This is a genomic window from Nocardia fusca NBRC 14340 (assembly GCF_001618425.1).
Classification (GTDB): domain Bacteria; phylum Actinomycetota; class Actinomycetes; order Mycobacteriales; family Mycobacteriaceae; genus Nocardia; species Nocardia fusca.
Genome location: NZ_BDCU01000027.1, coordinates 165496 through 191728 on the forward strand (window position 1 = coordinate 165496; position 26233 = coordinate 191728).

Sequence of the window (26233 nt, forward strand, 5' to 3'; positions counted from 1 at the left end):
GTGCCGGAGGTACTTCCGGGGGCGGGTTTCAGCCGATAGTCTGTCGAATGTATGTTCGAACCAGGAGTTAGCTGGATCGGTGCCGGCCACTTCGGTGCGACCGGCCGTCCGTCCGGCGTCCGTCGCGGAAGTGGGTGAAAGTATGACGGCACGGCCACCGAAGGCGAGCGGCGCCCAACTGCGGCAACTGGCCCGGTCGCGGCGCGCCCGGGCGGCGAGCGGCGGCTGCGTACCCGGCCCCCCGGCAACGCCACGCGGCGAGCACGGCCTGCCCGCACCGGTGGCGCCGGCGACGGGTCTGCGGCGGGAGATCCTGCCCGTCCCTCCGGCCCTGGCACCCCTGCTGCCCGAAGGCGGCCTGGTCAAGGGCAGCGTGGTGGCCTATACCGGCGCCGGATCGTTGCTGGCCGGATTACTCGCCGCCGTCACCGGACCGGGCGGGCACGCGGCCACCGTCGGGCTGCCCGGGCTCGGTCTGCTCGCCGCCGCGGAGATGGGTGCCCGGCTGGATCGGATCGCGGTGGTCGCCGACGCCGGCCGGGAACCGGCGGAGGTGGCGGCGGTGTTGCTCGACGGTATGGAACTGGTGGTGCTCGGCCTCGGCGGCGCCGCGGTCCCCCCGGTCCGCGCCCGGGTGCTCACCGCGAAAGCCCGCGGAAAGAACGCCACCCTGATCGTCACCGGCGGCTCCTGGCCGGCGCCGGACCTGAACCTGGAAGCGAAGGTATCCGGCTACACCGGGCTCGGGACGGGCAGCGGGCGTATCCGTTCCATCAGCCTCGACGTCGAGGTCCGCGCCAAAGGCGGTGTACCGCACCGGGGCCGGTTGGCCGCCCGTCCACTCGGCGGCCGGGTGGAGTGGATCGCGCCGGCCGGCACGGAAGCCGGCGAGGGCCGCGCACCGGAACGGCAGGAGCGGTCGGTTGCCTCCTGACCGGCCCGCACCGGGCGCCGCCCGCGGCGGTCCCCGGGTACTGGCGGTGTGGTGCCCGGACTGGCCGGCGGTCGCGGCGGCGGCGAGCGCGGGGTTGCCGCCGGAACAACCGGTGGCGGTACTCCACGCGAACCGGGTGGTCACCTGCTCGGCCGCCGCCCGTGAGGCGGGGGTGCGCCGCGGTATGCGCAAACGCGAAGCCCAGAGCCGCTGCCCGGAACTCGTAGTGGCGCAACAGGACCCGGACCGTGATGCCCGGCTGTTCGAACCGGTCGCCGCGACCGTGGACACCCTCGCCTCCGGCGTGGAAGTGCTGCGCCCCGGTCTGCTGGCCCTGTCCGCCCGCGGTGTCGTCCGCTACTTCGGTTCCGCCGAGGCCGCAACCCGTCGGGTGCTCACCGCGCTGGCCGGCGCCGGGGTGGAGGCGCGGGTGGGTATCGCCGACGAACTACCCACCGCGATCATCGCCGCCCGGCACGGGACCCTCGTGGCCCCGGGGGGCGACGCCCGGTTCCTGGCCCCGCTGCCGATCACGGAGCTGGCGGCCGAACCGGGCCCGGCGGCCGCGGAACGGGCCGCGCTCATAGATCTGCTGCACCGGCTGGGCCTGCGCCGGATCGGGGATTTCGCCGAGCTGACACCGGCCCAGGTGACCTCCCGGTTCGGCACGGACGCGATCCTCGCGCACCGCGCCGCCCGTGCCCTACCGGAACGGCCACCGGCGCCGCGCCGGCCCGCACCTGATCTGGAGGTCCGGCTCCCCTGCGATCCGCCCATCGACCGAGTCGACCGGGCCGCGTTCGCCGGCCGGCTACTGGCCACCCGTCTCACCGCGGCGCTGTCGGCCGCCGCGCTGGCCTGTACCCGGCTCGAGATCCGAGCCGAAACCGAAACAGGGGAAAAACTGTCCCGGGTCTGGCGCTGCGCCGAACCGCTGACCGCCGACGGCGTCGCCGACCGGGTGCGCTGGCAGCTGGACGGCTGGCTGACCCGTCCCCCGGACGGCCGCGCAGGCGGCCCGATCATCCTGCTGCACCTGGTGCCGGTGGAGGTGGTGCCGGCCGGCGCCCTGCAACTGGGCCTGTGGGGCGATACCGGATCGGGTGACGAACGCGCGCTGCGCGCCCTGGTCCGCGTCCAGGGCCTGCTCGGTGGAGACGCGGTGCAGGTGGGCGTGCTCAGTGGCGGACGCGGGCCGGCCGAACGGGTCACCATGGTCGCGTTCGGTGACGAACGCGCCCCGCGCACCGATCCGGCGCCACCCTGGCCGGGCCGGATCCCCGAACCCGCCCCCGCCGTGATCATGCTCGACCGTCCACCGGTCACCCTGGAATCCGCCGACGGCGCCCCGGTACGGATCACCGGGCGCGGCGGGTTCAGCGGACCCCCGGCACGGCTGCGCTGGGGACGATCCAGCTGGCGGCTCACCGCCTGGGCCGGCCCCTGGCTACTGGACGAACTGTGGTGGTCGCCCGGCACGGCGCCCAGTGCCCGCGCGCAGGTGGAACTACCCGGCCCGCACAGTCTGCTGCTGTTCGCCCAGAACGACCGGTGGTACGTGGAAGGGCTCTACGAATGAACGTCGCGCTCAGTACCCGTCGCAGGCGTCGAACGCCGCGTCCTTGTCCGCGTTGAACGCATCGATCTGGCCGTTCACCTCGTCGACCGAGGCATTGCGTTCCAGCAGGTCGGCCAGTGATTTCAGATTCTCACGGTAGGTGCGCATCGGAGTGGAGACATCGTTGGGCACATCGGGGTTCAGGTTCTGATCGATCTTGTTGGCGGTATCGCGCAACGCGGTGATCGCGGCCTGTTTCTTGGGCTCGAGATCGGGGGCCTTCGCGTCACTGGCGTCGATATAGGCGTTGAACGCGTCGACCGCGGGATTGTTGTTGTCGCGCAGCGCCTCGCACACATCGGTGGCAGCGGCCGCCGCGGCGGCGGCTCGCGACGAGGAGGCCGCGGCCGACGACGATTTGACCTCGGAGGTGTACAGCTGCAACTCGGACTGGTTCACCTGGGCGGTACCGGTCACGGTGTTCGAGCAGGCAGCGATGAAACCACCCGCGATGAGCGCGGTCACAGCGGTGGCGAGACCGGCTCGTTCGAGTCGTCGCATAGGTGTTGAACTCCCCTCGGATGCCCACGACCCCGTATTTCGCCCCGGCGCGCCGGACATCTGAGCCGCCGGTGCTGTCAACCGTACTGCGTCGGGTCGTATTTCGACCGCCCAGCCTCGTCATTGATCATCAACCGATACCGGGCGCACCACACGCTACCCGTTGGCGATATCGATGACCAGGCGGTTCGGCATGGTGGCGGTGGATACCGTGAAGCCCGGCCGGTCGCCGGCAACCCCGACGAACGATTGCGTGACCCCCTCGAAAACCGTGGTCCGGTACACCCCGGCGATCCCGGGAACCGCCGGATCGGTGGCCGGGTCGGGATCGGAGTAGGGCGCCACCCGGCTGTCGAAGGGATAGGCCGACCCGGTGATCCGCACCTCGAGCACCGATTCGCCCGCCACCTCCAGTTCCCGGCCGCTGCCGTCCTGGACCGCCCGGCCGGTGTACCACACACTCCAGCCCGGAGTGCCCTCCCCGCCGAGGTGGTATTCCACACGATCGAACCCGGCATGCCTGCTCAGCCGGATATCGGTCACGGTCAGCGCGGCCCCCGGCGAGGCCTCCGCCTGTTTGGGGACCGTATCGTCGGGCGCGGGCACGGGCTCACCCGGCAACGGCACGGGCGGCGGCGGCAAACCGGGAGTGTCCACTTCCGAACTCGGCACCGCCGGCACCGGCTCCGGAGAGCCAACCGGTGGTGTGGAGCCGGAGTGGGCACATCCCGCGAGAAAACCCAGCATTGCCACCACTACCAGAACACGCCCGGTACGCATGCGGCCGATGCTAACCGGCGTAACCGCTGCCCTGCGGGAACACGCCCTCTCCCGGTGTGCCACCCGACCGGCCCGCGGGGTGCGCGCAGCGGGTCCACCGGCCATCCGACGGGGCGGCCGGCGGGCCGCGGCAACGATCTAGCACACTTGACCTGTGCGAGATGTGGAGGACCTACTGGAACGGTTGCGCCGCTATCCGGATGTGGAGGCCGCCAACCTGTACGCCGTCGATGCCGCCGACCGCCTGATTCTCGACGTAGCCGCGGAGGCGATCACCGAAGCCGCCGCCGCCCGGGAAACAGTCGCGGTGATCGGTGACGGTTACGGCGCCCTCACCCTCGGCGCCGCCGCCGCCCACGACCTGCACGGAATCCGGGTCCACCAGGATCTACTCACCGGCGAACTCGCCCTGGCGGCCAACGCCCGGGCCCTCGGTCTCGCCGACCGCTACACCTCCCACCCACTGGACGAGACCCTGCTCCGCGGTGCGACCGTGGTCCTGCTGCGGCTACCGCGTGTCCTGGCCGGCCTGGCCGAAATCGCCGAGGCCATCGCCCGTTACGCCCATCCCGCGGTCCGCGTCTTCGCCGGTGGTCGCGACAAATACCTGACCAAGGCCATGAACGAGGTACTGGCCGAATCGTTTTCCGAGGTGCGGGCCAGCCGCGGCCGGCAGAAATCGCGCACCCTTCTGGTCCGCGGTCCGAAACCGGTGGGCGCGCCCCGATTCCCGGTGCACGAGCACATCGGTGAGTTCGGAATCGAAGTGGTCGCACACGGCGCCGCGTTCTCCGGCACCCGCCTCGATATCGGCACGCGGTTTCTGCTCGAACATCTGCGCGCGATGAAACCCGACGCCCGCGACGCCGTCGACCTAGGCTGCGGTACCGGGATACTGGCAGTGGCACTGGCCAGGTCCCGGCCCGGGCTGGCGGTGGTCGGCACCGACCAGTCCGCCGCCGCCGTGGCCTCGGCCACCGCCACCGCCGCCGCCAATCAGCTCACCGACCGGGTCCGGGTGGTCCGCGACGACGCCATGTCCGGCGCCCCCGACAACAGCGCCGACCTGGTCGTGTGCAATCCGCCGTTCCATGTCGGCGCCGCCGTGCACACCGGATCGGCCATCAAGATGTTCGCCCAGACCGGCCGGGTACTGCGCCCCGGCGGCGAGCTGTGGACGGTCTACAACAACCACCTCAACCATCGCACGGTGGTCGAACGCATGGTGGGACGCACCGAAGTGATGGGTCGCAACCGGAAATTCACCGTCACCCGCTCGGTACGCGGTCTGCACGACCCGACCCGCCCCTGACGCCGCCGCTCAGTCGATCCGCCGCCGATGCGCCCAGCGAGTGAGCGCGTTCCGGTTGGACTGCTGCGTCTTACGCAGCACATTCGACGCGTGGGTCTCCACCGTCTTCACCGAGATGAACAGTTTCTCGGCGATCTCCCGATAGGTGTAACCGCGCGCCAGCAGACGCAATACCTCCAGCTCACGCGGGGTCAGCGAATCCAGCTCCGGATCCAGCGGCGGCTCGGGCACCGGAGATTTACCCGTGAACGAATCCAGGACGAAACCGGCGAGCCGCGGACTGAACACCGCGTCACCGCCGGCCACCCGGCGGATCCCGTCGGCCAGTTCGGCACCGGAAATCGTCTTGGTCACATAACCCCGGGCACCGGCACGGATCACCGCGATCACATCCTCGGCGGCATCGGACACACTCAACGCCAGACACACCGGACCGCTGTCGATACCGTGCAACACCGCCACCCCGCCCCCCTCGGGCATATGCACATCCAGCAGCACCACATCGGGTTTCGCGCTGTTGATCCCCGCCACGGCCTCGGCCACTCCACCGGCCTCCCCGACCACCTCCATATCCGTCTCCCGGCTCAACTCGGCCCGCACTCCGGAACGGAAAACGGCGTGATCATCGACCAGAAAAACCCGCACGCCCACCCTTTCTGTGTTTTTTGGCGCGCCTTCGGCGCGCGGGGTCGAGGCCCCCTCGGTCTCGCCGTTCAGGCCTCGAGACTCGAGCCTTCGGCTCCTGCGCTTTCGAGGCCTGAACGGCGAGATGGGCCTCGACCCTTTGGGGGCCTCGCTGGACTCGGCGCCGAGCGGGGCGGCCGGGTGGTGCGGGGCACCACTGCTGATCATCGTGCGATACATGGTTTCAGGTGGGTAGCGAGGAAGGGATTCGGGGGCAGCCGACCCGGCTTGTGGCCGTGTCGGGTGCCGTGTGGTTCCCGGGCACGCCGCCATTCCGTCGGCGGATGTTTCGGCCGCAGTCCCGGATGGTCGACCAGATGTGCCCTGGTCCGCACCGTGGGCACAGGCCGGGCACGCCGCAGTATGCACGACCGCTGACAGCTGCTGGAAAGTGATGAGTTCGAAGTCGAACCGGCCCGGCCCACGATCGTATCCATGCTGCGGGCGACGGGTCGGTGGCGCAAGTGCGGATGTGGTCGCGGGCCGGGCCGGTGAGCAGGTCCGGCGCGAGTCCATCAGCGGTGGCCGTTCGGGCGGGCCGGATCGGCGGCGGGCCGGTGCGGTCGGGTGAGGCCGGCGGTGACGACCTCGGTGGAGTCCGCTCGGGACAGATCCCGCGGTTCGGGGGCAGGGGTGGTGGCCCGGCGGAAGGCTTCCGCGGAGGCGGACCCCACGGTTTCGCCCCGGACATCGTTCACTTGCTCTTCCGCTTCCGAAGACCCGGAATCGGTTCGCGGCATGATGATGCGGACCTCGGTGCCCCGGCCGGGCTCCGAGACGATCTCCACCGTCCCCCCGCGGCGCTCCACCCGGGCGCGGATCGAACGGGCCAGGCCGTGGCGGTCCTCGGGGATCGAATCGGGGTCGAAACCGGTGCCGCGGTCGCGGACGAACACGCTGACCTGGTGCGGTTCGGCCTCGGCGAACAGGTCGATATCGGAGACCCCGGCATGTTTGGCGGCGTTCACCAGGGCTTCCCGGGTGGCGCCCAGCAACGCGGTGAAATGTTCCTTCGGCAGGCCGGAGCCGCTCTCCGTACCGTCCATCGCCACATCGCCCACCGTCACAGGGGTGACCTTCACCCCGTGCTGGTCCTCGACTTCGCCGGCGATGGTGCGCAGCGCGGCGGCGAGGCTGGATTCGGCCGGACCCGCATCCACGAACAACCAGCGGCGCAACTCCCGTTCCTGACTGCGCGCCAGCCGCAGCACCTCCTGCGGGTCACCGGCCTGCCGCTGGATCAGGGCGAGCGTCTGCAGTACCGAATCGTGCAGGTGCGAGGCGATCTCTTCGCGTTCCTCGTTACGGATCCGCGCGGCGCGCTCGGCATTCAGCGAATGCATGAGCCGCAGCCCGAGCGGAACGGTCAGCAGTCCCACCCCGATCAGGGTCGCGGCCACCGCCAGCAGCGCCGAACCGAGCGAACCCCAGTCCAGCTGGGACAGCACCACCACCGTAAGCCCGGTGACCACCAGCGTCACGCCCGCGATGATGCGCGACCAGGTCACCACCGACGGTTTCGCCGGTATTCCGATCAGCGACCGCGGACCGTCGGCGTCGTATTCGCGCCACACCAGTGCCGCGCCCACCGCGATCACCACGAGCGGCGCGATCACCCGCGCCGCCGCGCCACTGAACGCCCACGACACCGCCACCGACAGACCCAGCCCGAGCAGTGCCAGTCCGATCGCCTGACGCCGCTCGGTACCCGACGGGCGTCCCGAATCGGTGCCGTCGGGAGTGAAGATCCACAGCAGGCTGTAGGCGACTATCCCGGCCCCGGCCAGCGCGGACAGCAGGACGAAGACCATCCGCACCTTGAGGACGTCGATCCCCAGATGGTCGGCGACACCGCCGGCCACCCCACCGACGATGCGGCCGCCGGAACGGCGCACCAGGCGCGGGGTATCGGCACCGGGCACCGCCCCGGACCCGGCAGCGGCCCCCCGCGTGTAGAAGGCAGGTCCGAACGGGCACATACCCTCGATACTGGCACGAGAGCCGCACCGGCAGCCATGGGGAAACACCCTGAGTTCGGTCTCGGGTCGCCCCCATCGACGGTGCTCAGGAGGTTTTCCGGTCCAACTTCAGGGTTCACCCGGATGCGGGCGCGGGTGCCCCGAGCGGACCATGGGGTCCATGACGAGAACGAGCTTCGGCGATCAGCTGCAGCAGATGTGGCAGACCCGGCCGGTTCGGTTGCCCCGGCGGGGCCCGATCGCCGGAGTCGCGGCGGGTTTCGGCCATCGCTACGGCATCGATCCGGTGCTGGTCCGGGTGGCGTTCGTGGTGTCCACCATTTTCGGTGGCGCCGGAATCGTGCTCTACCTGGCGGGATGGCTTTTGTTCCCGGAACCCGGGGGCCGCGGTTCCATGGCGGAGTCGCTCACCCGCAAGGACCGGGAATCACCGAATCAGACCAAGACCATCGTGCTGATCGTGGCGCTGGCGATCGCGGTGAGCACGATGGGCCCGGTGGGGGTCGGGCTCGGCGGCTCCGGTGTCATCGCGCTGGCGCTGATGCTCGCGGGCTGGTGGATGCTGCACATGCGTTCCCCCGAACCACCGCCGCTGCCACCCGGTACCGTCGAACCGGACTCGCTGGGCCACCCCGGCACCACCGGCTACCCCGGCGCCATGTTCCCGCAGGGCGGGGCCGACCTCTACGGGCCCCCGTCCGATATGTACACGCCGTACACGAGGCTGCCGGACCGCTACATCCCCGATCCGCCGGCCGACATCCCGCAGCCCCCGGCGGACTCGGGCGGCGCGGCCGCCGGACCCACCGGCGATGCCCCGCAACCGACGCGCCCGCTGCTCACCAAGAGCGGTGACGCGGCGCCCGCGCGGGTCACCGGGACCGAGCAGAGCGGCCGAGCCGGCGATTCCGCGACCACCGCGTCCAGCGGTCCCGCGCAGGCCGAGAATTCGCCCGGCGGGTCGGCGGCTTCCGCCGAACCGGCCGGGGACCGGCCCACCGCAGGTACAGGTACCTTCCGGCCCACGATCGATATGGGCAAACCCGGCACCGCGGAGTTCGCACACCGCACCCCGCCCTCCTGGGACCCGCTGGGTGTCGCGCCGCTGGCCTGGGATCTGCCCGAACCCGCACCGGTCCGCACGATGGTCGCACCGGCCGTCGAGCCGCGGCCGCGTTCCCGCTTCACCCCGGTCGTCCTCGGCCTCGCGGTGCTGGCGGCGGCGGCCGCGGGTGCCACGTCCGTGGCGGGGAGCGAATGGATGACCGCGGGGCGGATCGGCGCGGTCGCCCTGGCGGTGATCGGGCTGGGGCTGGTGTTCGGTTCGTTCCGGCGCCGCGGCCACGGCCTGCTGCTGGTCACCGCTCCCCTGGCGGCCTTCGTACTGTTCGCCGCGGTGATCGGACCGGTGGACGTGCAGAGCTCGACCATGGGCGACCGCACCTGGGCGCCGGCCTCGGCCACCGAAATACGGCCGGAGTACAAGGTCACCATGGGGTCGGGCACGCTCGACCTGCGCGGTATCGACCTCACCGCCGACCGGACCGTCGATGTCGACGTACAGATGGGTCAGGCGATGGTCCTGCTACCCGAGAAGATGAACGTGCGCACCGAATGCACCGTCCGGATGGGCGAGGCGAGCTGCCCCGACGGGCTGACCGGGCCCGGTGGCGACGCGCCGGTACTGAACTTGAACGTGCACGTGCGGATGGGCGATGCGGAGGTACGCCGTGGCTGAACAGCAGACAGATGAGCGAACCGAGCGGCGCGCGGCCCGCGGGCACGCCCGGCGCGGCGGTTTCTCCCCCGGATTGTTCTTCGTGGGCCTGCTGGCGCTCGGACTGAGCGCCTGGGCACTGGCCGGCCCCACCCAGTGGGGGCTCACCACGATCGTTCCGATCGGCTGGATCGTCGTCGCGCTCGCGATAGTGGTCGGTCTGGCTCTGGTGGTATCACCCCGGAGACGCCGCCGCTGAGCACGAACACCTGGGACGAACGGAACCGGCCGGGCCTGTACAGGCCCGGCCGGTTCGTCGTCACTCCCACTCGATGGTGCCCGGGGGCTTGCTCGTCACATCCAATACCACCCGGTTGACCTCCGCTACCTCGTTGGTGATCCGGGTAGAGATACGTTCCAGCACCTCGTAGGGCAACCGGGTCCAGTCCGCGGTCATCGCGTCCTCACTCGATACCGGCCGCAGCACGATGGGATGACCGTAGGTGCGGCCGTCGCCCTGCACACCGACACTGCGCACATCCGCGAGCAGCACCACCGGGCACTGCCAGATCTGCCCGTCCAGACCGGCCGCCGTCAGTTCCTCGCGCGCGATGGCGTCGGCCTGCCGCAGGGTGCGCAACCGGTCCTCGGTGACCTCACCGATGATCCGGATCGCCAGACCCGGGCCCGGGAACGGTTGGCGGGCCACGATCTCTTCCGGCAGCCCGAGCTCCCGGCCGACCGCCCGGACCTCGTCCTTGAACAGCAGCCGCAGCGGTTCGACCAGCTCGAACTCCAGGTCTTCGGGCAGCCCGCCCACATTGTGATGCGATTTGATGTTCGCCGTGCCGCTGCCCCCGCCGGACTCCACCACGTCCGGATACAGCGTCCCCTGGACCAGGAACTCCACCGTCGGGGCCGCATCGGCGGCCGTCTGCTCGCCCACGACCTCACCCACCGCGTCCTCGAAGGACCGGATGAACTCGCGGCCGATGATCTTGCGCTTCTCCTCCGGGTCGGTGACGCCCTTCAGCTCACCCAGGAACTTGTCCACCGCGTCCACGGTGACCAGCCGAGCCCCGGTGGCCGCCACGAAATCCCGCTGCACCTGCTCGCGTTCTCCCGCGCGCAACAGCCCGTGATCGACGAACACACAGGTCAGCCTGTCACCGATGGCGCGCTGCACCAGAGCGCCCGCCACCGCGCTGTCCACCCCGCCGGAAAGCCCGCAGATCGCGTGCCCGTCGCCGATCTGCTCCCGCACCTGTTCGATCATGGCCTCGGCGATATTGGCCGGTGTCCAGGTCGGCGCGATCCCGGCCATCTCGTGCAGGAAGCGGCTCAGCACCTGCTGGCCGTGCGGCGAGTGCAGCACCTCGGGGTGGTACTGCACACCCGCCAATCGGCGCGCCCGGTGCTCGAACGCCGCGACCGGCGCGCCCACGGTCGTACCGGTGACCGTGAAACCAGCCGGTGCGTCGGTGACCGCGTCGCCGTGGCTCATCCACACCGGCTGTATGCCCGGCAGGCCCTCGTGCAGCAGGCCGCCGTCGATATCGAGTTCGGTGCGCCCGTACTCGCGGGTCCCGGTGTTGGTCACGGTGCCGCCCAGCGCCTGCGCCATCGCCTGGAATCCGTAACAGATCCCGAAGACCGGCACGTCGAGATCGAACAGCCGCGGATCGAGCGAGGGCGCCCCCTCGGCGTACACACTGGCCGGACCGCCGGACAGGATCACCGCGAGCGGCTGCTTGGCCGCGATCTCGGCGACCGTCGCGGTATGCGGCACCACCTCGGAGTACACTTTCGCCTCCCGGACCCGGCGGGCGATCAACTGCGCGTATTGCGCACCGAAGTCGACAACGAGTACAGGTCTCTGGGAATGCGTCACCCGCATGATTCTAGTGCTGGCTCCGCGGGCCCTCGAGGTCGGTCACCACCGGACCCGGACCGCGTCGACCTGCCGTTTCCCGGAGGCGGCGCAGTGAGCTCACCAGGCCGAGCGAGACGCGACCGCCGGGCGGCCGATCGAAATCCCGGGCGAGCCCGGGCCCACGCCGGCCGGACGGCCGTCCACCGACCGTTGGCCCCGCTCGGACCCCGCGGACACACCGCTCAGGCGCGGACGCTCAATCCGACCTTCTGGAACTCCTTGAGGTCGGAGTAGCCGGCCTTGGCCATGGACCGGCGCAGGCCGCCGACCAGGTTGAGAGAGCCGAACGGATCGTCGGAAGGCCCGGTGAGGACCTGTTCGAGGCTGGGGCGCACCGCGGCGGGGCGGGCAGCGGGCCCGCTGAGCAGTTCGTCGGCGAGATCCCACGGTTCGTCCAGCGACAGCAGCGAGCCGCGGGGCACCGACGGGTGCGCGGCCGCGGACGGCCAGTACCAGCCCCGGCCCGGGGCCTCGGTGGACAGGGCCAGCGGCGCGCCGAGCATGGCGGCGTCCGCACCGCAGGCGATGGCTTTGGCCAGATCGCCGGAGGTGTGGATATCGCCGTCGGCGATGACGTGCACGTAGCGGCCACCGGTTTCGTCGAGATAGTCCCGGCGGGCGGCGGCGGCATCGGCAATGGCGGTGGCCATCGGAACCCCGATACCGAGGACTTCGCCCGTGGTGGTCGCGCCCTCCTGCGACCCGTAGCCGACGATCACACCGGCGGCACCGGTCCGCATGAGGTGCAGTGCGGTGCGGTGATCGCTCACCCCGCCGGCCACCACCGGCACATCGAGTTCGGCGATGAACGTCTTCAGGTTCAGCGGTTCGCCGTCACCGACGTGTTCGGCGGAGATGATGGTGCCCTGCACCACCAGCAGGTCGATTCCGGCCTGCAGCAGGCCCGGGGTCAGGCTCTGGGCGTTCTGCGGGCTGACCCGCACCGCGACGGTGACCCCGCCGGCCCGTACCTGCGCCACCGCGGCGGCGAGGAGATCGGGCTGCATGGGGGCGGCGTGCAGTTCCTGGAGGAAGGCCACGGCCCGCTGATAGCTGCCCTTGTCCGCGAGCTCCACCAGTTGCTCGATCTTGGCGGCCACATCCGCGTGCCGCGCCCACAGACCTTCACCGTTGATGACGCCCAGTCCGCCGCGCCGGCCCATCTCGATGGCGAATTCCGGGGAGACCAGGGCGTCGGTGGGGTGGGTGAGGAACGGGATATCGAATCGGTACGCGTCGAGCTGCCAGGCCAGCGAGACCTGGCTCGCCGAACGGGTCCGGCGCGACGGAACGATATCGACATCGTCCAGTTCGTAGGTCCGGCGAGCCGTCCTACCCATTCCGATCTCGACCATATCGCGCACGAAATAACTCCTGTGTCGGTGGCGCGCTGCCGCGCGTGGGTTCTCGGCCCCCTCGCCCGCGTTCCCCGCCCGCGAGACCACGCCTGCCGCGGCTACGTTTCGAGAGCGAAAACGCGGAACGGGCAGCGACCCGGTGTGGGCCCCGCGAAACGAGGCGCCGATGTCATGGTTTCACCTGGTGAACCGCGTAATTACACGTAAACCTTACAGTGTCTTCCGGCGCGCCTTCGGCGCGCGGGGTCGAGGCCTCCGAAGGTCCCGCCGTTCAGGCCTCGGAACCCGTACCCGACTCGAGTGGTTCGCCGTGGCCGAGGGGTGCTCAACGGTCGCATTCCTCGGCGGGCCGGCCGCACGTCGGATGCGATGTGCGGCCGGCCGGCTGCGGCATGCCGGCCATCGAGCACCTCCGGCCGAGGGGCGGGACGGGCCTGGCTCCTGGGGCCTCGCTGAACCCGGCACAGGACGTGAGCGGGTTTCACCTGCGCCCTCGGCTCCGGTAGGGGCCGGGGCCGCCTGCAACACGCCCGAGGTGCTGGTGCGCGCCCCCCGGCCCGGCCTCACCTACCGGTGTAGTTGGGGGCCTCGACGGTCATCGTGATGTCGTGCGGGTGACTTTCCTTCAGCCCCGCGGCGGTGATCTGTACGAACTGCGCTTCCTGCAGGTCGGTGATCGACTGGGCGCCGGTATAACCCATGGCGGCACGCAGGCCGCCGACCAGCTGGTGGATCACCTGGTTGACCGGGCCGCGGAAGGGGACCCGCCCTTCGATGCCCTCCGGGACGAGCTTGTCCTCGGCCAGGACGTCGTCCTGGAAGTAGCGGTCCTTGGAGAAGGATTTCGCCTGCCCGCGCCCCTGCATGGCGCCCAGCGAGCCCATTCCGCGGTAGCTCTTGAACTGTTTACCGCCGACGAGGATCAGTTCGCCCGGGGATTCGGCGGTACCGGCCAGCAGGGAGCCGAGCATCACGGTGGAGGCGCCCGCGGCGATGGCCTTGGCGATATCACCGGAGAACTGGATACCGCCGTCGGCGATGACCGGGACTCCGGCCTGTTTACAGGCGGAGACGGCTTCGAGGATGGCGGTGATCTGCGGAGCGCCGACACCGGCGACCACGCGGGTGGTGCAGATGGAGCCGGGTCCGACGCCGACCTTCACCGCGTCGGCACCCGCTTCGACCAGTGCCGCGGCACCGGCCCGGGTGGCGATATTGCCGCCGACGACCTGGATGCGGTCACCGACCTCGGCCTTCACCTTGCTCACCATGCTGAGTACCTGACGCTGGTGACCATGCGCGGTATCGACCACGAGGACATCGGCTCCGGCGTCGGCCAGGGTCATGGCGCGTGACCAGGCGTCGTCTCCGACGCCGACCGCGGCACCCACCAGCAGCCGGCCGTCGCGGTCCTTGGTGGCGTCGGGGAACTGATCGGTCTTGACGAAATCCTTCACGGTGATGAGCCCGCGCAGCCGGCCCTCGCCGTCCACGATCGGCAGCTTCTCCACCTTGTGCCGGCGCAGCAGGCCGAGCGCGGCCTCGGCGGTAACACCCTCTTGGGCGGTGATGAGCGGCACCTTGGTCATCACATCGGCGACACGCCGGTTCTGGTCGACCTCGAAGCGCATATCCCGGTTGGTGATGATGCCCACCAGCGCGCCGGTCTCGTCGACCACCGGCAGCCCGGAAATCCGGAACCGGGCGCACATGGCGTCGACCTCGGCGAGAGTATCGGTGGGGCGGCAGGTCACCGGATCGGTGACCATCCCCGCTTCGGACCGTTTGACGGTCTCCACCTGGCTCGCCTGGTCGGCGACCGAGAGGTTGCGATGCAGAACACCCATGCCCCCCGCCCGGGCCATGGCGATGGCCATCCGGGCTTCGGTGACGGTGTCCATGGCGGAACTCACCAGCGGGGTCCGCAGGCGGACCTCCCGGGTCAACTGGCTGGATGTCTCGACCGTGCTGGGGATCAGGTCCGAAGCGGCGGGGAGCAGCAGTACATCGTCGAAGGTGAGGCCGAGCATGGCGATCTTGTTCGGATCGTCACCACCCGTATGAGGGCGGACTACGGTGCGCTCGCCCGGTACGGGATTACTCATTCGGATCGACCCCTCCTGGACGTCGGCGAAGCTAACGGGGTGCGGCGACCCGATAGCGAACTGTTACTGGGATTGGACTGCGGCACCGGTTCGGTTCTGACCGGTGGGTGGCCGGGTGATCGGTACTCGTCGGCGCCGTGTCACCATGGTATCGGTCCGCCTGGACCATGGATCAACTGAGGGCATCGGCGAAACTGGCGGCGCGGACGGCTGGCGCAGACCACCCTGTTCTGCGTACCGTGGGGATGTGCGTGACCATCTACCACCTGGCTTGCCGCCGGATCCGTTCGCCGGAGACCCCGCCGACCCGTCCGCCGCGCTCGATGCCATCGAGCCGGGGGAACCGCTGGATCCTCACGAGCGCCTTGCGGTCGAGGAGGATCTCGCCGATCTCGCAGTCTACGAGGCGCTACTGGCGCACCGCGGTATCCGCGGGTTGGTGGTGAGCTGCGAGGATTGTCGGCAGGATCACTATCACGACTGGGACATGCTGCGCGCCAATCTGTTACAGCTCCTCGTCGACGGCACGGTCCGCCCGCACGAGCCCGCCTACGACCCGACTCCGGAAGCCTACGTCACCTGGGATTACTGTCGCGGCTACGCGGATGCCTCGATGAACGAGGCGTTCCACGGCGACGGGTTCGACGCCTTCGACAGCTGACTTCGGAGTAGCCGGTTCGTCCGGCTCGATCGGCCGCACCAGGCGGCCGATCGACTTTTCATGGCTACGCCCGGTTCCCCGGCACTCACACCGACTGTGGCCGAACACACCGATGGCCATCCACAATTTCCAGGTGGATGGCCATCGGTGTGTCGGCGTTCAGTTGGTGGTGCCTCCCGGCAGCGGCAACGTGGTCGGAGCCTGCTGAGGAATCGACGGGGCCGGCACGGCGGTCTGCGGCACCGGCACGGTCGACGGCTCGGCCGGGCCGGGTGTGCTGATCGTGGACGGCGGCGCCTGAGTGGACGGCTCCACCGAGTCCACACCCGGTCCGTTCGGAGTGGTGGTACCCGGAACGCCCGGGACGGTGGTGCCGTCCGGGGCGATATCCGGAGCCTGCGTGTCCGGTGCCGGGGTGTCCGGAGTATGGGTACCCGGTGCCTGTGTGTCCGGCCGGTCGGTGCCGGGTCCCGGACGCTCGGGCGCCTGGACGTCCGGAGCGCTCGGCTTGTCACTGCCGCCGGGACCGCTCGGCCGGTCGAACGGCAGTTCGCTGCCCGGGGCCGGAATGGTGGTCACCGTGCTACCGGGCCGTTCCGTGGTCCCGCCGGGACGCGACGGCTGCACCGGTGCGCCCGGATCGGGCGAGGGAGCGATCTGTTCCAGCTGTGCGGCGACGTCCGGCGGTATCACCTTCCGGACCTCCTCGAACAGCTGGTTCCAGCGTTCGACGAGTTCGTTGCGCTTGGTCGGGTCGTTGACCTGGGTCGTATTGGCCGACGCCTGCTCGAGCCGTTCCCGTGCCTCGTCGGGCCTGCCCTGTTCGAGCAGGGTCTGCGCGGCGGCCAGGTCGTCACCGGCGTACTGCACGACGGTGCTCTGGGCCTGTTCGCTGAACACCACCTCTTTGACGCGCCACAGCGCGTCGCCGGGTTCGGCCTGATACGAGAACGCGGAGAGCCCACCGAATACGAGCGCCAGCGCGGCGGCGGTGGTCGCAATCGGGCGGAGCAGCCGCAGGCGGCCTCCCGATTGCGCGCCGATCCGCGCCTGCCGGGCACCGATCTCCTGGTTGACCGCCGCGACCACGGTATCGAGGTCGGGCGCGTCGGGTAGCGGCGGTGCCACGATCTCGGCCCGCCAATCCGCCAGCAATGCCGCCAGCTGGAGTTCCTCGGTGCTCTCGGTGGGGACGGGTCCGCCACGGGCGATAGCGTCGATCAGTTCGTCATCACGACGAACCGCCACGATATCCACCGGTTCGGATCCGGCACCGGAGCCCTCGGCATAGGGATCGGTGTTCCGCGATGCACGCCGCGCCCATCTGTCGCCCCGACCGCGCCCGCCATCCCTAGCCATACATTTCACCTGCCCTCGCCACTTGTGCCTTCAATTTTGCGAGCGCCCTGTGCTGGGCCACCCGAATCGCGCCCGCCGTACTGCCCACGGCGGTTGCGGTTTCTTCTGCTGACAGACCCATGACCAGGCGCAGGATCAAGATCTCTCGATGCTTCTCCGGAAGAGTGGCCAGCAGAGCGTTCATCTGCCGGCTGGTTTCCGATTCGAGAGCTCGTTGCTCCGGGCCGTGGTCGGTGGATATGACATCTGGTACTTCGGCCATCGCCTCCGCCTTGTTACGGGAGGCGTTGCGATGGGCGTCGGCAACCTTGTGCGATGCGATTCCGTATACGAAGGCCATGAACGGCCTACCCTGGTCCTGATACCTGGGTAGTGCGGTCATGACCGCTAGACAGACCTCCTGCGCGACATCGTCCGCGGAGAGTTGTCCACGCTCCGCGACACCGATCCGCGCGCGGCAATAGCGCATCACCAGCGGGCGGACCATTTCCAGTACCTGAGCTAAAGCAGACCTGTCGCCCTGCGCAGCGGCGGCGACGGCGCGGTCCAACTCTTCGCCCATGTGCGTCATCGTCAGCGGAATTCCTGGCGTTACAAAGTGGCACGGTCTGTGATGACCGGTGCTTCCGCCGGTCCAGCGGAACGGGTCCACAATAGGACACCGGCGGCGGTACGGGTCGAGACGGTGGAACTCGGGTTATCCACGCGCATCGCGAAATCGCCCGCCACGCCGGGAGATGAGTGCGCGACACGCCTCCGCGTCGGCGACCGCCGTGTCGCGGTCGCCCGGTCCGGCGGCCAGGCCGCCGCGCAGCATGGCGCAGGCCCACCGCAGCGGAACCGAACCGGAGACACGGCATTCCTCATCGATACGGTCCGCCAGCGCGCGGGCGCGGGCCGTCTGCCCCGTGGCGCTCGCGGCCGCGGCGACCAGCAATCGCGATTTGATCCGATGCCGGACCGAGGGGCCCTGTTCGGCCAGCGTGAGCGCGGCCTCCGCCGCGGCCAGCGCCGGCGCGCCGCGACCGTCGGCCAGCGCGGTTTCGGCGCGGACCCAGTGCAGCCGCACCCGGGTCCGCGGCCGCTCCGGCGTACCGGCGTCGTGCGCGCCGTATCCGGGCGCCGGACGATCCAGCAGGGCCGCGCAGCGATCCAGCAGCCGGGTGGACAGGGCGGTCCGGCCGACGCCCAGGGCGTCGGCCGCCAGACCGATCAGCGCGTCGGCCGCGGCGTCGACCACATCGGGCCGGCGACCGTAATCGCCCGGCCCGGCCGCCGCAGCTTTCGCCGGACGCGGGAACCGGGGACCCGGGCCGGTTCCACCGCCCGCGACCGGAGCCGTCGGCTGCGGCGCGGCCGGAAGGATGGCCACCGCCGGGAGAACGAGCCCCGCGGCCCGCCCGTCGTACTCGGCGGCCCGCTGATGCCAGCCGAGCTGACGTAACAGCGACCCCTGCGTCGAGGCGGCGAGTGAGAGCAACACCGGATCGGTGGTCGCCGCGGACAGGCGGCGCAGCGCGGTGTGGGCGGCGGCGTAGTGACCCGCACCACCCAGAGCGACCGCTCGCCACCACATTTCGAGGGGATCCGCCGGTTCCGGCAACTCGGCAGCGGTGCGGCCCGTTCGCGCACCGAACGCGGCGTCGGCGGCCGAGAGGGAATCGGATTCGAGGCGGGGGCCGGGGGCGATCACCGACGCACTGTACCGGCCACCGGATCCACCGCCGGGTGGAACGGGCGGTCCGCCGCGGGACAGCGACGACCCAGCTATCTTTCAGCATTAATCCGAACGAGCGGTGTTTCCATCAGGTTAATCTCCGCCCATCAATCCATGAGCGACCACGCATCGAATTCGAGGACGTTTCGCTTAATTAACCTGGAAGCCCCTCACCGGCCATCTGTGATCGTATCGAGATCGGGGCACCTTAACCCACCGGGACGGTCCGCGGGGCGGAATTCGGTCCAGACCTATCGAGAGCCCTCGGAAGGGGCGCGCCCACCTGCGGATACGCCGACCAGCATGGACATGCCGGGAGCGCCAGCAACAGGCCAACCTGACAGTATCGCCGGGCGATTAGCGAAAGTAAACAGTCAGCGAGGTTAAATTCAGTGCGCAAAAGACCCGATAATTCAGGGCGTCAAACTGTTGACGGAATTTCCTCGGTACCCCTAACGTAACTCATCGCCACGGACGGCGCCGGACGAAAACGCAACGGATGCCGACGGCAGCGGTGCACATCGGCCGACGCATGTGGCCCCGCGCGCTCGCCCGAACGCCCGGGCACCGCCGGAAAGCTGTACCCATCACTCGCTCGACAATGCCGACGAGCTCGCGTCTACGAGGAGTTCCCCCATGCCCATGCCCACCCACCTTCCCGGACCGAACGCCGACGTCTGGGACTGGCAGATGCGCGGATCCTGCCGGGGTGTGGACTCGGCGGTGTTCTTCCATCCCGACGGTGAACGCGGCAGAGCACGGGCGGCACGCGAACTGCGCGCGAAGGAGATCTGCAGGTCGTGCCCCGTGCTGATGCAGTGCCGTTCGCACGCGCTGAAGGTCAGTGAGCCCTACGGCATCTGGGGCGGAATGTCGGAAACCGAACGGGAGATGCACGCCCGGCGCAACCGGCGCCGAATGGCGGTCTGATGGGTCGCGGGTAGCGACTCCATACCGCTGCCCGACGGCGCGACACCGCGTGTTCCACGGGGCCGCATACGCTCTCGGTTATAGCTTGCGGTTATTGTTATGACCGATGACACAGGAGAGTATCGAGCTCTCAGCGCTCTTGCAGCGCTGCGGCCACTCGGATGCCGAGGCTTTCGCCGAACTGTACGACCGGACCCGCACCCGGGTCTTCGGTCTGGTGTTACGTGTCCTCCAGGATTCCGGGTTCGCCGAGGAGACCACTCAAGAGGTCTACCTGCAGACTTGGCGCACGGCGGCGAGTTTCGATCCGGCGCGCGGCTCGGCGGTGACCTGGCTGATGACACTGGCCCATCGCCGCGCGGTCGACCGGGTACGCGCCGAGCAGGCCCACACCCAGCGCGAGATCGCCTACGGCGCCCGGGTACTCGGGCACGAATACGACGAGGTCATCGAGGAGGTCGAGCGCAAACTCGACCATCAGGCCGTGGTCGTCGGACTACGCACCCTGACCGAGACCCAGCGTGAGGCGATCTCACTCGCCTACTACGACGGCCGGACCTACGCCGAGGTGGCCCGGCACCTGGATATCGGGCTACCGACCGTCAAATCCCGTATCCGCGACGGCCTGATAAGGCTGAAGAAGAGCATGGGAGGGCCGGCCTCCCTCGGCGACCGGCGACCACTACGAGAACGGGCCGTTCACATTCCACAGCGGATGTGAACGGCCCGTCCCGGTTCGGCGGCCGGTTCTCACCGGGACGGCGGGAACCGGCGAACCGGACCGCGATCAGTGGGCGTGGCCGTGCCCGTGGTCGTCCGCTTCTTCGGCGGGCTTTTCCACCACGGCGCTCTCGGTGGTCAGCACCATCCGCGCCACCGACGCCGCGTTGATCACGGCCGACCGGGTCACCTTGACCGGGTCCACGACACCGTCGGTGAGCAGATCGCCATAGGTGAGGGTGGCGGCATTGAAGCCTTCCTTGCCCTCACCGACCTTGTTGACGACGACGGCACCGTCGACACCGGCATTCGTGGCGATCCAGTACAGCGGGGCCCGCAGCGCGCCGCGCAGCACCTCGGCACCGACGGCCTCGTCCCCGGACAGCCCGGCGATCAGCCCGTCGAGCTTGGTGCCCGCCTGGACCAGCGCGGTGCCGCCACCCGGGACGATGCCCTCCTCGACGGCGGCCTTGGCCGCGCTGACCGCGTCCTCGACCCGGTACTTGCGCTCCTTGAGCGCGGTCTCGGTGGCCGCGCCGACCTGGATCACCGCGACACCGCCGGCCAGTTTGGCCAGCCGCTCTTCCAGCTTCTCCCGATCCCAGTCGGAATCGGTGGCCTCGATCTCGCGGCGCAGCTGGGCGCTGCGGGCGGCGATATCGTCGCCGCTGCCCGCGCCGTCGATGATGGTGGTGGTGTCCTTGGTGACCACCACGCGCCGCGCCGAACCCAGCACATCCAGACCGGAGTCACGCAGGTTGATACCCAGGTCGGGGTTGACGACCGTACCCGCGGTAACCACGGCCAGATCGTCGAGGAACGCTTTGCGGCGGTCACCGAAGAACGGTGCCTTGACCGCTACGGCCTTGAGGGTCTTGCGGATCGAGTTGACGACCAGGGTGGACAGCGCCTCGCCCTCGACGTCCTCGGCGATGATCAGGACCGGCTTACCGGATTCGGCGATCTTCTCCAGCAGCGGCAGCAGGTCGGGCAGGGAGCTGATCTTCTCGCGGTGCAGCAGCACCAGCGCGTCCTCCAGCACGGCTTCCTGGCTGTCGCCGTCGGTGATGAAGTACGGCGAGAGGTAGCCCTTGTCGAACTGCACGCCCTCGGTGACCACGAGTTCGGTCTGCAGGGTCGAGGATTCCTCGACGGTGACCACGCCGTCCTTGCCGACGGTGGTCAGCGCCTTGCCGACCATTTCGCCGATGACCTCGTCCCGCGAGGAGACGGTGGCGACCTGGGCGATGGCCTGTTCGCCGCTGACCGGGGTGGCCGCGGCCAGCAGGGCCTCCGACACCGCGTCGGCGGCCTTGGCCAGGCCCACGCCGATCGCGATCGGGTTGGCGCCCGCCGCGATGTTCTTCAGTCCGCCGCGCACCAGGGCCTGGGCCAGCACGGTCGCGGTGGTGGTGCCGTCACCGGCGACATCGTTGGTCTTGGTGGCGACGCTCTTGACCAGCTGGGCGCCGAGGTTCTCGAACGGGTCCTCGAGATCGATATCACGCGCGATGGTGACACCGTCGTTGGTGACGGTGGGGCCGCCGAACGATTTGGCCAGCACCACATGCCGGCCCCGCGGGCCGAGAGTGACCTTGACCGCATCGGCGAGCTTGTCGACACCGCGCTCCAGAGCCCGGCGAGCCTGCTCGTCGAACTGGATCTGCTTTGCCATATGTCTTCGCTCCTGTATCTGGTGCGCTTCGAGTTGTGTGGCACAAAGCACTCCGCCCCGGGTCACCGTGCGACACCGGGGCGGAACGCCTGCGCGGCAGTCGATTACTTGCCGACGACAGCCAGCACGTCGCGCGCGGACAGGATCAGGTATTCCTCACCCTGGTACTTGATTTCGGTACCGCCGTACTTGCTGTAGATGACGGTGTCGCCCTCCTGGACATCCAGCGGGATGCGCTTCTCACCTTCGTCGTCCCACCGGCCGGGGCCGACGGCGACAACGGTGCCCTCCTGCGGCTTCTCCTTGGCCGTATCGGGAATGACCAGGCCGGAGGCGGTCGTCGTCTCGGCCTCGTTGGCCTGGACGAGGATCTTGTCCTCGAGCGGCTTGATGTTCACGCTCGCCACGTTGAGCCCTCCACTTTCAGGGGATAACGGTCGTCCGGAACTGTTGTCCCGGACCATCGATTCGGTCACGATGCTGACCCTGCGCACAGCCCCGTCGTCGCGGGTGCCGGGACCGCCTGCTCAGTGGTCAAGCCTGGCACCGGGCAACAATCGGTGCCGACTAGCACTCTATACATGAGAGTGCCAGCGCTCAAGGGCAGGCGCTGCCAATGCGGGGCCGATTCGAAACGATTCGGTCACGCTGTCACCAACACGCCATCCGCCGTGCTCGCTGGTGGGCGGGTTAGGAGCACGAAAGCCGGGTAGACCAAAGGGAAGAGGGCTTCCCAATAATTCTCCGACTCTGTAACGTTCGGATAACAGATCGTGACACCATGTGTGATGGTTGTTCGCGAAACCACCGTTCACCGCAGACGACGGCGGTTTCGCGAACACCTTTCGGCATGCCCGGACCTCACCATCCGGCACGGCCGCCGCGTCCACTCGAAGGGAGGTGAAGAGAGTATGCGCACATCGCTCGGCATCTCCGCCGGGAACGAAGTGGTGTGCTCCGCCCTGGTCACCACCGCGGCCAACGGCGCCCGCACCTTCGACTACCGGGTGGTCTCCGCGGACGCGCATTCCGATCTGGGGGATCTGGTCGCCTCCTCCATCGAGCTCATGACCACTCAGCTCCCCGCGAGCCATTCCCACGAGGCGGTTTTCGGTACCCAGCTGCCCGCGACACAGACTTCCGGGCTCGACGTGATGGCCGACCGCCCACCCACCGGTGTCGCGGTCGCATATCGGAGCAAGGAGCAGGCGCACGCGATCCGGCTCGCCACCGGCAAACAGCACGAACCGCAACTGGTTCCGGAGACCACCGCGGCGCTCACCTTCCTGCGCGACACCGGCCTGCTGGACCGCTACGGCACGGTGGCCGTGGTGGACCTGGGCGCCTCCGGCTGTACCGTCTCGGTGGCCGACCCGGCCGACGGCGCCGTGCTGCACACCGCGCGGTCCACCACGGTCGGCGGCCGCGCGATCGACGACCTGCTGTACCGGCATCTGGTCGATCAGCACTACGCCCGGCGCGGTACCCGGCCCAACCGCAGTGTGCTGGTGAACCGGGCCCGCACCGCCAAGGAACATCTGTCGGTGACCCAGGCCGTCACCATCGACCACATCGCGGGCAAACCGCTCAAACTCACCCGCGCCGATTTCGAATCGCTCACCGCCGGCGTGTGGCGCGAGATGGCCCGGTTCGCGTCGATGACCTTCGGTCTGGCCGATCGCGCCCCGGAAGCGGTGGTGGTGATCGGTGGCGGCGCGAACATCCCGGCGGTACTGGAAACCCTGCGTGACGAACTCGGGCTCCCGGTGCTGACGGTGCCGGACCCGGACGCGGTGATCGCCAAAGGCGCTGCGCTGCTCGCCGATACCGCCCGCTCCAGCGCGCCGATCGGCGCGCTGGCTCCGGACAAGTCCGGTAACACCCTGCTCAAAGCGTTCGGCACGGTGGCCGGCGCCATCGTGGTGGTGGGGCTGATCGTCGGGTACGGGGTCAACACCATGGCCCCGAGTTCCGACGAAGAGGTCTCCCCGGCCGGTACCACCAGCAGCGCTCAGCTGCCGACCACCGCCACCATCGCGCCGACGACCACCAGCGTGGTGCCCGGCACCACCGAGGAATTCCCCCAGCAGCCCGTCGAGGAGCCCGCCGACGCCGGTGCGCCGAGTACGACACTCGCCGAGCCCCCGGTGACCGGCATCCCGGGCACCGGCGAGTACCCGTGGACGAGCGAGGTGCCCACCACCTCGGGTGAACCGTCCACGAGCACCACCCCGCCGAGCACCGAACCGTCCCCGCCCACCCTGCGGCCGGACCCCAATCTGCCGCATATCCCCTTCCCGGAAGGAATAGGCCCGGGCACATCGGCTCCCCCGCCGCCCTCCTCGGACGAGTTGCCGACGGATCAACCGTCCACCTCGGACGTGCCGCCCCCGACCGGTTCGCAGCGAACGCAGACGACACTGGAGATTCCGCCTCCGCCCCCGCGGTTGCCCAATTCGGGTTCGGCGGGATAGCCGCCCCGCGGCACAGCGCCCGCGCGTACGCGATAACCCTCGCGCCCGCAGTCGGATCGGGCAGGCGCCGGTAAGCCTCCATGTCACCTCGATGCGGCGAGGGTGTCCGTTGCGGCAGCGTCTTCGGCGCGGCCTGCCGGCAGGCTCTCATCCGCGGCGGCCGCCGGACGGCCGGTCGTCGGCCGCCGGGGCGAGCCGGTGGCCGGTCAGCCCACCTGGCTGACCGATACCGGCAGCCCGGGATCGGAGGCCACCGACAGCGGTGACGGTGCCGCGCCGCCGCCGATCACATGCGCGCCAAGCGCCGCGATCATCACGCCGTTGTCGGTGCAGAGCCGGGGTTTCGGGATGCGCAGTGTCAAACCGGCCGCGGCGCACCTTTCTTCGGCCAGCGAGCGGATCCGCGTATTGGCGGTCGCGCCGCCGCCCAGGACCAGGGTGTCCACGCCCACATCGCGGGCCGCGCGCACCGCTTTCATGGTGAGCACATCGGCGACCGACTCCTGGAACGAGGCCGCGATATCGGGAATCGGCAGTTGCTCCGGTCCGACACCCTGGCGGGCCTGCGCCTCCACATAGCGTGCGACCGCGGTCTTCAACCCGGAGAACGAGAAATCGTAGCGCGGGTCCCGCGGTCCGGTCATCCCCCGCGGGAAGGCGATTGCCGCCGGATCACCGGTGACGGCGGCCGCGTCCAGCGCGGGACCGCCCGGGTAGCCGAGACCCAGCAGCCGGGCGACCTTGTCGAACGCCTCGCCGGCGGCATCGTCGACCGTGCTGCCCAATTCGATCAGCGGTTTCGACAGATCCTCGACATGCAGTAGATGGGTATGACCTCCGGAGACCAGCAGCGCCACACAGGGCGGCATGGGGCCGTGCTCGAGGGTGTCCACCGCCACATGTCCGCCGAGATGGTTCAGCGCGTAGAACGGGATATCCCAGGCCGCCGCATAGGCTTTGGCGGCCGCGACACCGACCAGCAGCGCTCCCGCCAGACCGGGACCGATCGTCACCGCCAGGGCATCGGGCGCGGCGATGCCCGCCGTCGCGAGAGCGCGCCGCATGGCGGGCACGATCGCCTCGAGATGGGCCCGCGACGCGATCTCGGGCACCACCCCGCCGAACCGGGCGTGCTCGGCCACACTCGAGGCGACCTCGTCGGCCAGGAGCTCACAGCTGCCGTCGGGACGGCGGCGCACGATGCCCACTCCCGTCTCGTCACAGGAGCTCTCGATACCCATGACGATCACGACAGCACCCCGTCCGGTGTCCGGGCACCGAAGACCACCGGGACGTCCTCCAGCGCCGGACGGCGCATCGTGTACGCGTCCGCGCCGCTGGGGTGGTAGTAGTTCTTGCGCAGGCCGATGATGTGGAAACCGTGCTTGGCATACATGGAGATCGCGGCGGTGTTGTCGGTGCGCACCTCGAGGAATACCGGCCCACCCCGCCGCCCGGCCTCGGTGAGCAGCGCCTCCAGCAGCAGCGTGCCGATACCGGCCCGGTGACAGGTCGGGTCCACCCCGATGGTGTGCACCTCGGCCTCGGGGTGCTCGGCGTCACCGAGCAGCGCGATTCCCGCGTAGCCCACCATGTTCCCGGCATCGTCGCGGGCGGTGATGTAGCGGTTGTACCCCGCGGCCAGCTCGGAGCGGAATGCCACGGCCTGCCACGGATCGTCTTCCGGGAACAGCAACTGTTCCAGTTCCACGCAGCCCGCGATATCGGTCGCTTCCATGGGTTCGATACGAATTCCCGTGGTACGAACTCCCATTG

General features: G+C 69.7%; 23 protein-coding genes. 9 read left to right on the top strand and 14 right to left on the bottom strand.

Annotation, left to right across the window (positions count from 1 at the left end):
- Positions 1–142: 142 nt before the first annotated feature.
- Positions 143–934, top strand: coding sequence for a DnaE2-dependent mutagenesis accessory factor ImuA' (gene imuA', locus NF4_RS16395; RefSeq protein WP_157120359.1), 792 nt, complete (start codon positions 143–145; stop codon positions 932–934).
- A complete protein-coding gene (locus tag NF4_RS16400) occupies positions 924–2513 on the top strand; it encodes a DNA polymerase Y family protein (protein ID WP_063128193.1) in 1590 nt (529 codons plus the stop codon). Before imuA' ends, NF4_RS16400 begins: the two co-directional genes overlap by 11 nt.
- A gap of 9 nt (positions 2514–2522) precedes the next feature.
- Here the strand turns inward: NF4_RS16400 and NF4_RS16405 are convergent, their stop codons facing one another.
- Positions 2523–3053: an Rv2240c family protein gene (locus NF4_RS16405; RefSeq protein ID WP_063128194.1), complete on the bottom strand. Its 531-nt coding sequence runs from the start codon at positions 3051–3053 to the stop codon at positions 2523–2525.
- A 156-nt stretch (positions 3054–3209) separates the two neighbouring features.
- Positions 3210–3833: an AMIN-like domain-containing (lipo)protein gene (locus NF4_RS37795; protein ID WP_063128195.1), complete on the bottom strand. Its 624-nt coding sequence runs from the start codon at positions 3831–3833 to the stop codon at positions 3210–3212.
- A gap of 154 nt (positions 3834–3987) precedes the next feature.
- Between NF4_RS37795 and NF4_RS16415 the strand changes: the two genes are divergently transcribed.
- Positions 3988–5145, top strand: coding sequence for a class I SAM-dependent methyltransferase (locus NF4_RS16415; RefSeq protein WP_063128196.1), 1158 nt, complete (start codon positions 3988–3990; stop codon positions 5143–5145).
- Positions 5146–5154: 9 nt separating this feature from the next.
- On the opposite strand, the gene NF4_RS16420 is transcribed toward NF4_RS16415, so the two are convergent.
- Positions 5155–5790, bottom strand: a complete 636-nt coding sequence (locus tag NF4_RS16420; RefSeq protein ID WP_063045376.1) for a response regulator — start codon at positions 5788–5790, stop codon at positions 5155–5157.
- Positions 5791–6344: 554 nt separating this feature from the next.
- A complete protein-coding gene (locus tag NF4_RS16425; RefSeq protein ID WP_084533166.1) occupies positions 6345–7808 on the bottom strand; it encodes an ATP-binding protein in 1464 nt (487 codons plus the stop codon).
- A gap of 160 nt (positions 7809–7968) precedes the next feature.
- Between NF4_RS16425 and NF4_RS16430 the strand changes: the two genes are divergently transcribed.
- A complete protein-coding gene (locus tag NF4_RS16430) occupies positions 7969–9546 on the top strand; it encodes a PspC domain-containing protein (RefSeq protein ID WP_063814610.1) in 1578 nt (525 codons plus the stop codon).
- A complete protein-coding gene (locus NF4_RS16435) occupies positions 9539–9784 on the top strand; it encodes a hypothetical protein (protein WP_063128328.1) in 246 nt (81 codons plus the stop codon). The genes NF4_RS16430 and NF4_RS16435 overlap by 8 nt, the downstream gene beginning before the upstream one ends.
- A gap of 60 nt (positions 9785–9844) precedes the next feature.
- On the opposite strand, the gene guaA is transcribed toward NF4_RS16435, so the two are convergent.
- The 3 genes from guaA to guaB all read right to left on the bottom strand — a co-directional run bounded on the left by guaA (position 9845) and on the right by guaB (position 14921).
- Positions 9845–11422 (bottom strand): glutamine-hydrolyzing GMP synthase, encoded by a 1578-nt coding sequence (gene guaA, locus NF4_RS16440; RefSeq protein WP_063128198.1) that lies wholly within the window; start codon positions 11420–11422, stop codon positions 9845–9847.
- 218 nt (positions 11423–11640) lie between these two features.
- Positions 11641–12822, bottom strand: coding sequence for a GuaB3 family IMP dehydrogenase-related protein (locus tag NF4_RS16445; RefSeq protein ID WP_063128199.1), 1182 nt, complete (start codon positions 12820–12822; stop codon positions 11641–11643).
- 557 nt (positions 12823–13379) lie between these two features.
- On the bottom strand, positions 13380–14921 hold the full coding sequence (gene guaB, locus NF4_RS16450; protein WP_084533167.1) for an IMP dehydrogenase: 1542 nt from the start codon (positions 14919–14921) through the stop codon (positions 13380–13382).
- A 247-nt stretch (positions 14922–15168) separates the two neighbouring features.
- Here guaB and NF4_RS16455 point away from each other — a divergent pair, with 247 nt between their 5' ends.
- Complete coding sequence (locus tag NF4_RS16455) at positions 15169–15582, top strand: DUF5319 domain-containing protein (RefSeq protein WP_030522220.1); 414 nt, start codon at positions 15169–15171, stop codon at positions 15580–15582.
- A 159-nt stretch (positions 15583–15741) separates the two neighbouring features.
- On the opposite strand, the gene NF4_RS16460 is transcribed toward NF4_RS16455, so the two are convergent.
- The 3 genes from NF4_RS16460 to NF4_RS16470 form a co-directional block, all read right to left on the bottom strand.
- Positions 15742–16941 (bottom strand): anti-sigma-D factor RsdA, encoded by a 1200-nt coding sequence (locus tag NF4_RS16460; protein ID WP_084533168.1) that lies wholly within the window; start codon positions 16939–16941, stop codon positions 15742–15744.
- Positions 16934–17512, bottom strand: a complete 579-nt coding sequence (locus NF4_RS16465; protein WP_063128200.1) for a sigma-70 family RNA polymerase sigma factor — start codon at positions 17510–17512, stop codon at positions 16934–16936. Before NF4_RS16465 ends, NF4_RS16460 begins: the two co-directional genes overlap by 8 nt.
- A 126-nt stretch (positions 17513–17638) precedes the next feature.
- Complete coding sequence (locus tag NF4_RS16470) at positions 17639–18634, bottom strand: hypothetical protein (protein WP_063128201.1); 996 nt, start codon at positions 18632–18634, stop codon at positions 17639–17641.
- A 660-nt stretch (positions 18635–19294) separates the two neighbouring features.
- Between NF4_RS16470 and NF4_RS16475 the strand changes: the two genes are divergently transcribed.
- Together NF4_RS16475 and sigK are read left to right on the top strand one after the other, a co-directional pair.
- Positions 19295–19588 (top strand): WhiB family transcriptional regulator, encoded by a 294-nt coding sequence (locus tag NF4_RS16475; RefSeq protein ID WP_030522224.1) that lies wholly within the window; start codon positions 19295–19297, stop codon positions 19586–19588.
- 106 nt (positions 19589–19694) lie between these two features.
- Positions 19695–20309, top strand: a complete 615-nt coding sequence (sigK, locus tag NF4_RS16480) for an ECF RNA polymerase sigma factor SigK (protein WP_084533169.1) — start codon at positions 19695–19697, stop codon at positions 20307–20309.
- Positions 20310–20375: 66 nt separating this feature from the next.
- Here the strand turns inward: sigK and groL are convergent, their stop codons facing one another.
- Together groL and groES are read right to left on the bottom strand one after the other, a co-directional pair.
- Entirely contained in the window at positions 20376–21983 is a 1608-nt protein-coding gene (gene groL / locus NF4_RS16485) for a chaperonin GroEL (protein WP_063128202.1), read from the bottom strand.
- 104 nt (positions 21984–22087) lie between these two features.
- A complete protein-coding gene (groES, locus tag NF4_RS16490; RefSeq protein WP_030522227.1) occupies positions 22088–22390 on the bottom strand; it encodes a co-chaperone GroES in 303 nt (100 codons plus the stop codon).
- Positions 22391–22894: 504 nt separating this feature from the next.
- On the opposite strand from groES, the gene NF4_RS16495 reads away from it, so the two are divergent.
- Positions 22895–24457 (top strand): DUF7159 family protein, encoded by a 1563-nt coding sequence (locus tag NF4_RS16495; RefSeq protein WP_063128203.1) that lies wholly within the window; start codon positions 22895–22897, stop codon positions 24455–24457.
- 206 nt (positions 24458–24663) lie between these two features.
- On the opposite strand, the gene tsaD is transcribed toward NF4_RS16495, so the two are convergent.
- The gene (gene tsaD, locus NF4_RS16500; protein WP_063128204.1) at positions 24664–25707 is read right to left on the bottom strand and encodes a tRNA (adenosine(37)-N6)-threonylcarbamoyltransferase complex transferase subunit TsaD; all 1044 of its coding nucleotides are present in this window, start codon (positions 25705–25707) and stop codon (positions 24664–24666) included.
- Positions 25704–26231: a ribosomal protein S18-alanine N-acetyltransferase gene (rimI, locus tag NF4_RS16505; RefSeq protein ID WP_063128205.1), complete on the bottom strand. Its 528-nt coding sequence runs from the start codon at positions 26229–26231 to the stop codon at positions 25704–25706. Before rimI ends, tsaD begins: the two co-directional genes overlap by 4 nt.
- Positions 26232–26233: the final 2 nt, after the last annotated feature.